10 protein-coding genes and 1 riboswitch are annotated in these 8038 nt (G+C 37.3%); of the genes, 8 read left to right on the top strand and 2 right to left on the bottom strand.

What is annotated here, in order from left to right; all coding sequences use genetic code 11:
• The first annotated feature begins 103 nt into the window (after positions 1 to 103).
• The 3 genes from J2Z81_RS11665 (at position 104) to J2Z81_RS11655 (ending at position 2203) form a co-directional block, all read left to right on the top strand.
• Positions 104 to 622 (top strand): hypothetical protein, encoded by a 519-nt coding sequence (locus tag J2Z81_RS11665; RefSeq protein WP_029266207.1) that lies wholly within the window; start codon positions 104 to 106, stop codon positions 620 to 622.
• Positions 623 to 755: 133 nt separating this feature from the next.
• The gene (locus tag J2Z81_RS11660) at positions 756 to 1952 is read left to right on the top strand and encodes a class I SAM-dependent rRNA methyltransferase (RefSeq protein WP_029266205.1); all 1197 of its coding nucleotides are present in this window, start codon (positions 756 to 758) and stop codon (positions 1950 to 1952) included.
• Between the two features lie 23 nt (positions 1953 to 1975).
• Positions 1976 to 2203 (top strand): hypothetical protein, encoded by a 228-nt coding sequence (locus J2Z81_RS11655; protein ID WP_029266203.1) that lies wholly within the window; start codon positions 1976 to 1978, stop codon positions 2201 to 2203.
• Between the two features lie 112 nt (positions 2204 to 2315).
• Here J2Z81_RS11655 and J2Z81_RS11650 read toward each other — a convergent pair whose 3' ends face one another.
• A complete protein-coding gene (locus tag J2Z81_RS11650) occupies positions 2316 to 3452 on the bottom strand; it encodes a conserved virulence factor C family protein (protein ID WP_029266201.1) in 1137 nt (378 codons plus the stop codon).
• A 154-nt stretch (positions 3453 to 3606) separates the two neighbouring features.
• Here J2Z81_RS11650 and J2Z81_RS11645 point away from each other — a divergent pair, with 154 nt between their 5' ends.
• On the top strand, positions 3607 to 4197 hold the full coding sequence (locus J2Z81_RS11645; RefSeq protein WP_226371401.1) for a histidine phosphatase family protein: 591 nt from the start codon (positions 3607 to 3609) through the stop codon (positions 4195 to 4197).
• 7 nt (positions 4198 to 4204) lie between these two features.
• Here J2Z81_RS11645 and J2Z81_RS11640 read toward each other — a convergent pair whose 3' ends face one another.
• The gene (locus tag J2Z81_RS11640) at positions 4205 to 4723 is read right to left on the bottom strand and encodes a YcxB family protein (RefSeq protein ID WP_029266197.1); all 519 of its coding nucleotides are present in this window, start codon (positions 4721 to 4723) and stop codon (positions 4205 to 4207) included.
• 140 nt (positions 4724 to 4863) lie between these two features.
• Positions 4864 to 4965: riboswitch (TPP riboswitch) on the top strand.
• A gap of 134 nt (positions 4966 to 5099) precedes the next feature.
• Here J2Z81_RS11640 and thiD point away from each other — a divergent pair.
• From thiD to thiW, 4 genes are read left to right on the top strand one after another with little or no spacing between them, the layout of a single operon-like run.
• Positions 5100 to 5930 (top strand): bifunctional hydroxymethylpyrimidine kinase/phosphomethylpyrimidine kinase, encoded by an 831-nt coding sequence (thiD, locus tag J2Z81_RS11635; protein ID WP_029266195.1) that lies wholly within the window; start codon positions 5100 to 5102, stop codon positions 5928 to 5930.
• On the top strand, positions 5930 to 6724 hold the full coding sequence (gene thiM, locus J2Z81_RS11630) for a hydroxyethylthiazole kinase (RefSeq protein ID WP_226371399.1): 795 nt from the start codon (positions 5930 to 5932) through the stop codon (positions 6722 to 6724). The genes thiD and thiM overlap by 1 nt, the downstream gene beginning before the upstream one ends.
• A gap of 6 nt (positions 6725 to 6730) precedes the next feature.
• Positions 6731 to 7369 (top strand): thiamine phosphate synthase, encoded by a 639-nt coding sequence (gene thiE / locus J2Z81_RS11625; RefSeq protein ID WP_226371398.1) that lies wholly within the window; start codon positions 6731 to 6733, stop codon positions 7367 to 7369.
• Positions 7370 to 7425: 56 nt separating this feature from the next.
• A complete protein-coding gene (thiW, locus tag J2Z81_RS11620) occupies positions 7426 to 7950 on the top strand; it encodes an energy coupling factor transporter S component ThiW (RefSeq protein ID WP_029266189.1) in 525 nt (174 codons plus the stop codon).
• The last annotated feature ends 88 nt before the right edge of the window (positions 7951 to 8038 follow it).

Raw genomic sequence — 8038 nt, 5'->3', positions numbered from 1 at the left:
GTGAAGGGTAACGGAGTTACGCTCAAAGTGTTATTAGGTAGATTGAAAATAATTAATAAGAAAATATTTAAGACTAAACATATTATACGAGGGGGTATACATAATGGTGAAAATGAGGAATTTATTTTTATTTATGTCATTATTTTTTATGTTAGCTCTAGTTGCATGCAGTTCACCTGAAGCGGATGAAGTACTGGATTATCATAATAGCTTAGTTGATGATGTACAGCCTAAACTTGAGGAGATACAAACTTTAGGTCAAGAAGTATTAAGTATGAATTCGCAAGAGGATGCTTTGGAAAAACAAAAGAATGAAGTGATTCCACTATTGGATGAGGTGAAAGATTATATTGAATCCAAAGAGCCTGAGCATGACATTACAAAAGAGTATCATCAACTCAAAGTTGACTGGATTAATGCTTTAAGGGAATCTGTCCAGTTAGAACAAGAAGCATTCGAAGGATTGTTCGACGGTTCTTTAACAGAAGAGGAAGCCAATGAAGTACTGGCAAAATCTGAAGAAAAAACACAGGAATCACTAGAAATAGATGAAAAGGCACAAAAAAAATGGGAAGATATAAAAGAAGAATATAAATTTGAGGATATAGAAGAGGAAGAATAATTAATTTCCTTTACTATAACTTTATAAAACTACAGGGTCTTCTGTAGTTTTTTAGTGAGTTTTATTATGTAAGCCCCTTTCCCTTTTCATTGGAACATGTAATAATGAAGAAAACAGATGATGGGATGAAATCATGATAAACGTGGTTAAAATTAAGGTTCAATCAAAATACGTAACGAAGTATAAGAATGGATATCCATTGGTACATAGAGATATGATTGTTGATGATCATTTGCTAAAAAAAGAAGGCAGTATTTTCTATTTAGTAGACCAGCACCAGCAATTTATTGCAAAGGCTTATTATGGAAAGCAAAATAAAGGAATCGGCTGGATTTTATCAAGGAAAAAAGAAGAAAAAATTGATTTTAACTTTTTCAAGGAAAAAATCAATGCAGCAATTCAGAAGAGGAAACATCTATTTAATGATCAGAACACAAATGCTTTTCGAGTTTTCAATGGCGAAGGAGACGGTATTGGCGGATTGACCATTGACTATTTCGATGGCTTTTACTTAATTAATTGGTACAGTCAAGGAATTTTTTCATTTAAAGATGACGTTATACGGACATTGGATGAGCTAGCGAATTACACTGGCATCTATCAGAAAAAAAGGTTTAATACGGAAGGCCAGTATATCGATGATGATGATTTTGTGAAGGGAAAGCGCGGGGAGTTTCCTATCATTGTAAAAGAGAATGGAATGAATTATGCCGTTTATTTAAACGATGGTGCCATGGTAGGTATTTTCTTAGATCAACGTGAAGTCAGAAAAGCGATTAGGGATCAATATTCGAAAGATAAACATGTGTTAAATACTTTTTCTTATACAGGCGCTTTTTCCGTAGCAGCCGCTATAGGTGGAGCAGCAAAAACGACAAGTGTGGATTTAGCAAAACGAAGTAAAAGTAAAACAATTGAACATTTTAGTGTCAATGGAATTGACTATGAACAACAAGATATTATTGTGATGGATGTTTTTGATTACTTTAAATACGCTAATCGTAAAAAATTAAAATTTGATTTAGTTATACTGGACCCTCCGAGTTTTGCACGTTCAAAGAAACACACATTTCGAGCAGCGAAGGATTATACGAAATTGGTAAAGGATACAATTACAATTACGGAGAAAAACGGTATAATTGCCGCTTCAACAAATAATGCGACGTTCGGGATGAAAAAATTTAAAGGATTTATTGACAGGGCTTTTAAAGAAACTGGGGACAAATATGAAATTCTTAGAGAATATACATTACCTAGTGATTTCAAGGTATTGGATGGTTTTTTACAAGGAAATTACCTGAAAGTTGTCATTGTAAAGAAACAAACCTGAAAATAGGTAAAGGAGGTGTTTACATGGGAGTTTGTAATATTGACCATTCCCTTGAGGATGTACAAAAAAAGCTCAAGGGCCAAGAATCATTTTTACCAGATGATTTGGCTCGTAAGGTTCATCAATTTTTAGAAAATGAACAATCCCAGGAAAACTTAAATGAATTATTTCACCTTTTAAAGAAATACGATCTGGCTTCAAAACTTGAAAGGGAAGAAAGAGATAAGAAACTAGCAGTCTTAATTAGTTAGAAATGGATAAAATTCCCTGCTCCTTTATATAAAGCAGGGAATTTTTTAATTTGGAATAACAAGTGAGTTCCTGTTACTATTTTCAAGCACCTGTGGTGGTAGTGTTGGCTTTTTATTTTTTTGTTGCTTGCGTCATTTGATGCCAGATGGAACCTTTGGCTTCTTCCCCGCCTTCAATACGGGCTAGAGCCATTTTCACTTGCATGCGTACCTCAAATTCCGGGTCATCCATTGCCTGACGTAATGCTGGTATAGCAGTTTCATCACCGATTTCATACAGAAACATAGCAGCCCTCCAGCGAACAATCCGACTGGAATCTGACAATGCCTTGATCATTTCCGGGATAGCTTCTTTAAAGCCTAAATCAGAAAGGCAATCGCCCGCAGTACGCCGCACGTTAATCGCATTGTCTTTTAATGCTTTATACAAATAAGGCAGTACTTCAGGTTCTTCAATCATACCAAGGAATGCAGTGGCAAGCCGGCGTATGGATGCCTTTTCGTCATCTAAAGCCTTATTAAGAACATCTAAGTCATCGATCATTGGATCCATTCGGTCAAGTGCTGCGTAACGTTCTTTCCAGTTAGGACTGTCAAGCATTTCGGGTGTAACTTTTACACGTGAATTGGAGGTGGGCGGTGTTTCCCCATCTTTGGTAAAGGCAAGTTGAACAAGTTCGTCCAGTCTTTCTGTGTTATAGCTTGCTGTTAGTTCCTCAACAACCTCTTCTCCAATTTCTTTTATTTCCCCATAACGTGGGTTCTGTTCGACCCATTTTCTTTCCATGAGCATATTGTCTGTAGCTTCAGATGCCTTCATAGAAGCATTTGTGAATGATTCAGGCAATCCAAATCGTTGTTCTGTTTCTCCCTCTTGCAACTTTACTTGCATCGGGATATTTCGAAACATTTGGATAAATACCTTTATTTCACCAAAAGAGTCAGCTGTCGAAGTGCCGCCTGCATGAAATGTATCCGTCATATCTTCTGAAGATCCTAAGACATCTCGCACTTGCGGGAGAATGTCTTCCCATCTAACACGCGGGTTACGCTGCAGCGTAATAAAGTCCATTACTTGGTAAAGACCTTTCACACCTTCAATTGCAAACAGGTCTTTGATATATGGAGGAGCATCGTTTAGCTCATCACCAAGTTGGAAGTTTTGACTTTTCCCATCAGCTAATGTTTCATCGACATTTATTTTCATAGAGTGTGGGCTTGGTGTTGGTTCAATTGAGGTAATTTTCATGTTAAGACCTCCTTAAAAATCCTTGTTATACCTTTGATTTTACCAAAGCAATGGTTGATTATCCATCATTGAAGTTCCATCCTGCATCTAGGGAAATATTATTATATAATGATAGAAAGTGATAGAGAGTTATTTTTAATGGAGGTGCATAAAAATTACAAGTATAAGCTTGGTACGACATGGTGAAACGGACTGGAATGCTTTAGAAGTCGTACAGGGGCAAATGGATACCCCTCTAAATGAGAGGGGAATAGAACAAGCCAAGGAATGTGCTAATCAGCTGGTGAAAACGAAGTATGATGTACTGATAACAAGTCCTTTGCAACGGGCAAAGCAGACAGCGAATATTATCAATGAAAAGCTCCAAATTCCGCTCATTGAAATGGAAGCATTTGTAGAAAGGTATTACGGGGAAGCACAGGGTATGACAAAAAGAGAGCGACAGGCAAAATATCCAGATAAAGATTATCCTAATCAGGAAACACGGGGAGCCCTTCGGAAACGCGTAATGGCTGGTCTGAATGAGATCATCGAGAACAATCAGGGTAAGCATATCCTGCTTGTCGCACATGGAGCTGTAATTAACACGATCTTAGCCACCATATCAAATGGAAAGATAGGTTCAGGGAAAACAAAACTAATTAATGCTTGTATTAGTAATATTACCTTTAACCAAGTGGAATGGAGGATTCAAGACTACAATATTGTTTCTCATCTTTCCGCATATTGCGAAAGAAGTGAATAGAGATTTGTTACTTAAGGTTTCTAATGAAATTTTTAATCATATTGTTGTATTCCGTTATCTCTTTTTCATTCATGTGATCCGGCTGTTTCGGAATAATTAATCCTTCTAAATCTGTTACATATAAAAAGTAATGTTTATTATCTTCGCTTACCTTTTCAAATTGATTCCAATTAAAATGGGAGGTAGAATGTTTTGTTTCTCTATCTATTCCATTCTCGGAAAAAGTCATTTGACAGGGGCCAAGTATATGTGAATAATCATTGTTTTGCAGTTTATTCTTTAATTTACGAAAAGTCATAGATTTATATAAATATGGAAATAGAAAAAAATAGATCATAGCTATTATTAGAATAAATATGGCCGATAATAAAGAAGTCTTTACAAGCAATAGCATTCCAAGGAGAATGATGATGGTTGTAATCCATTTAAAGTATTTAGCTTTTATATCATGTGTGCGCGAATTATTAATAACATCTTCTTGAAAGGCTAATAGGTCATCAAATTCAAGATTAAAGTTTACGTTCATTATGATAAGCTCCCTTTTACATAAATCATTTTCCACAATAAAATATTACTTGAAAACTATTTTTTATTCAACGTATTTCATCTAGTTGACAATTAGGTGTTATCATGATTAAGTTAAGATATAACGCATAATTAAATAGGAAAGTCCACTAGGGGTGCCACATGGCTGAGATAAGGTAAAATCCTCAACCCTTCGAACCTGATCTAGTTCAAACTAGCGTAGGAAAGTGGAGAACGGTTATAGTATATGAAAACAGCTATACCTTTGTATACGTATATCAAGCCACTCCAATTTCCTGGTGTGGTTTTTATTATGAAATTACCTTATCTCCATTTTTCCTTCATAGGGATTTTCCATGAAAAGGGGTTAATAAACGATGAAATATGCAACTTCTTCTGCACTTACGATTGCTGGTACGGATCCAACTGGTGGTGCAGGGATTCAAGCAGATTTAAAATCATTTCAGGAGCGAGAAGTTTATGGCATGAGCGTTGTTACGTCGGTCGTAGCACAAAATACATTAGGCGTTCAATCTATCGAACATCTATCTGTTTCATTTATAGAGAAGCAACTTGAAAGTGTTTTTAATGATATTGTACCAGACGTTGTGAAAACAGGGATGATCGCCACACCTGAAATGATGGAAGTAGTTAGTCATGCAATCAAATCTAACCATGTTCCATATGTTCTTGATCCAGTCATGGTTGCTAAAAGTGGAGATCATTTGATGGATAAAGAATCAAGACAGACGATCCGTGAAGCATTAGTTCCGTTGTCTACTGTTATTACGCCAAATATACCAGAGGCAGAAGAACTATTGGAAGTGTCTATTCAATCAACCGAGGATGCAGAAATTGCTGCCAAGCGAATAGTCGAGGAGTTAGGAGCACAATCTGCTATTGTGAAGGGCGGTCACTTTGCTGGAGATGCGATTGATATATTATTTGATGGGAAGAAAATTTACAAATTCCCGACAGAACGAATTAATACAAAGCATACACATGGAACAGGATGTACGTATTCCGCAGTCATTGCAGCAGAAATAGCAAAAGGAAAATCAATTTATGAATCTGTTGCGATCGCTAAGCAATTTATAACTGACGCCATTCGATTCAGTTTAGAAATAGGCAGGGGGAACGGACCGACAAACCACTGGGGTTATCGTTTGCAGGGAGTTCCGGAAAATAAAACGAAAGAGGCTAATTAATGGACTACATCACAGCAATAAGAAAACAAAAACCATTGATCCATAATATTACGAATATCGTTGTTGCAAATTTTTCAGCAAATGGATTATTAGCAATAGGTGCATCGCCTGTAATGGCAAATGCTCCTGAAGAAGTGGAAGAGATGGTAAGCCATGCTAATGCGCTGGTGTTAAATATTGGAACGTGTACACAAACTCAAGTGAGAGCCATGCTTCTTGCTGGGAAAACTGCTAATGATCAAGGGATTCCTGTTATATTAGACCCAGTTGGAGTCGGGGCAACAAGTTTCAGAAAACAAGCAGTAAAGCAAATTTTGGGTGAAATTAATGTATCTGTTATTCGCGGAAACACAGGGGAAATAGCTATCTTAGGGGAAGTCGGATCAGAAATGAAAGGTGTCGATGCATCAACAGATCATATCAATCCCAATATACCGAAGCAAGTTTCAAGAAGATATGGTTCAATCGTTATTACGACAGGAGAAACTGACGTTATTACGGATGGTGAAAGATATTCATTATGTAAAAATGGTGTACCCATGCTGCCAAAGGTTACTGGATCTGGCTGTTTACTGACTGCTATCATTGGAGCTTTTGTTAGTGTAGCTGATGATAGGTATCATGCGTCTGTAAACGCAGTTAGCAGTTATGGAGCAGCATCAGAAATTGCTATGGAAACAGTGAGTGGCCCAGGAGCTTTCTCAGCTGCTTTAATGGATAGCCTTTATAATTTAACAAATCAGGATGTTACGAAACGAAAAAGAATACAAATGTTCACAGCTCAGGAGGATTAACCTTTTATGATCAATGAAAAAGATCTTCTACTCTATTTTATAATGGGAAGTGACAATACAAAGCGCAATCCTTCCCAAGTATTACAGGAAGCCATCGATGGCGGAGTTACCATTTTTCAGTATCGGGAAAAAGGACTTCATGTAAAAAAAGGCGAAGATAAAATTCAGCTTGGAAAACAGCTAAGGAAGATATGTCAAGAAAAGGGAGTTCCATTTATTGTTAATGACGATATCGATTTGGCTATCCAGCTTGGTGCTGATGGAGTTCATCTGGGACAAGGAGACGAACCAATTAAAGAGGCTAGAGAAAAACTTCCAAATAATTTTCCGATTGGTATTTCTGTATCAACTATAGAAGAAGCAGTACTAGCTGAGCAGCAAGGAGCTAGTTACCTCGGAGTAGGCCCAATTTTTGAAACGGCAACAAAACCAGGTAAAAAGCCTATTGGAATTCAGACGATTAGAGATATTACGGAGAAAGTTAACATTCCAATTGTAGCTATTGGCGGGGTAAAAAAATCCAATGCTATGCAAATAAAAAAAGCAGGAGCGGCAGGTATATCAGTGATCACGGCAATTAGTCAAGCAGGGGACGCTGAGCAAGCTGCAAGAGAACTGCGAGAACAATTAGACAAGGTGCAGTAAATATTGTCGATATTTCCCGGGAAATATCACATTTTGCGGAAAAAGGGGAATACAATGTGAATCGAACAAGACTAATTACAACAATGGCAGTTTTCGTTGCTATAGCGACAATCGGTTCCCAATTACTCTGGTTTCCTGCAGGGGTTGCAAAGGCATATCCAGTACAGCATGCGATCAATGTTATGGTGGCAATACTATTAGGACCAGTTCCAGCTGTTATAATCGCTTTTGTGACGGGGTTGATTCGTAATATGCTTGGACTAGGAACAATCATTGCTTTTCCGGGGGGGATGATTGGTGCCTTCTTAGCTGGTATTTTCTATAAACATTTTGGCAAAAAAATAATGGCTGTGATTGGAGAAATTGTTGGAACAGGGCTGATTGGTTCCTTGTTTGCAGTCCCGTACGCGAATATATTAATGGGAAGTTCGATGGGAGCCATGGTGTTTATGCCTTCATTTTTAGTAAGTAGTATTTCTGGTGCCTTTATTGGTTATTTTATAGTAAAGCGAGTGAAACAAACAAATCATTTCCAATATTATGCAAATAATGGAAAAAAAGAAGGCAGGCATTTTGGTTAGGAACACCACCATTATGTAGGGCGAGGGTCCAAGGGTGGCATTACGTGATATAAAGATGCGGGGCAATCGTTTTTGCAAAGAAAAGAGT

The organism is Virgibacillus alimentarius (assembly GCF_017874635.1).
In the GTDB taxonomy this organism is placed as follows: Bacteria; Bacillota; Bacilli; order Bacillales; family Amphibacillaceae; genus Virgibacillus_B; species Virgibacillus_B alimentarius.
The sequence above is the reverse complement of the archived record's forward strand: the minus strand, read 5'-3'. Positions and strand labels throughout refer to the sequence as shown.

Bases quoted from the DNA above. Each gene is read 5' to 3' on its own strand.
- J2Z81_RS11650 (WP_029266201.1), bottom strand. From the start codon at position 3,452: ATGAAAATTACCTCAATTGAACCAACACCAAGCCCACACTCTATGAAA.
- J2Z81_RS11660 (WP_029266205.1), top strand. From the start codon at position 756: ATGATAAACGTGGTTAAAATTAAGGTTCAATCAAAATACGTAACGAAG.
- J2Z81_RS11640 (WP_029266197.1), bottom strand. From the start codon at position 4,723: ATGAACGTAAACTTTAATCTTGAATTTGATGACCTATTAGCCTTTCAA.
- thiM (WP_226371399.1), top strand. From the start codon at position 5,930: ATGGACTACATCACAGCAATAAGAAAACAAAAACCATTGATCCATAAT.
- J2Z81_RS11655 (WP_029266203.1), top strand. From the start codon at position 1,976: ATGGGAGTTTGTAATATTGACCATTCCCTTGAGGATGTACAAAAAAAG.
- thiE (WP_226371398.1), top strand. From the start codon at position 6,731: ATGATCAATGAAAAAGATCTTCTACTCTATTTTATAATGGGAAGTGAC.
- J2Z81_RS11665 (WP_029266207.1), top strand. From the start codon at position 104: ATGGTGAAAATGAGGAATTTATTTTTATTTATGTCATTATTTTTTATG.
- thiD (WP_029266195.1), top strand. From the start codon at position 5,100: ATGAAATATGCAACTTCTTCTGCACTTACGATTGCTGGTACGGATCCA.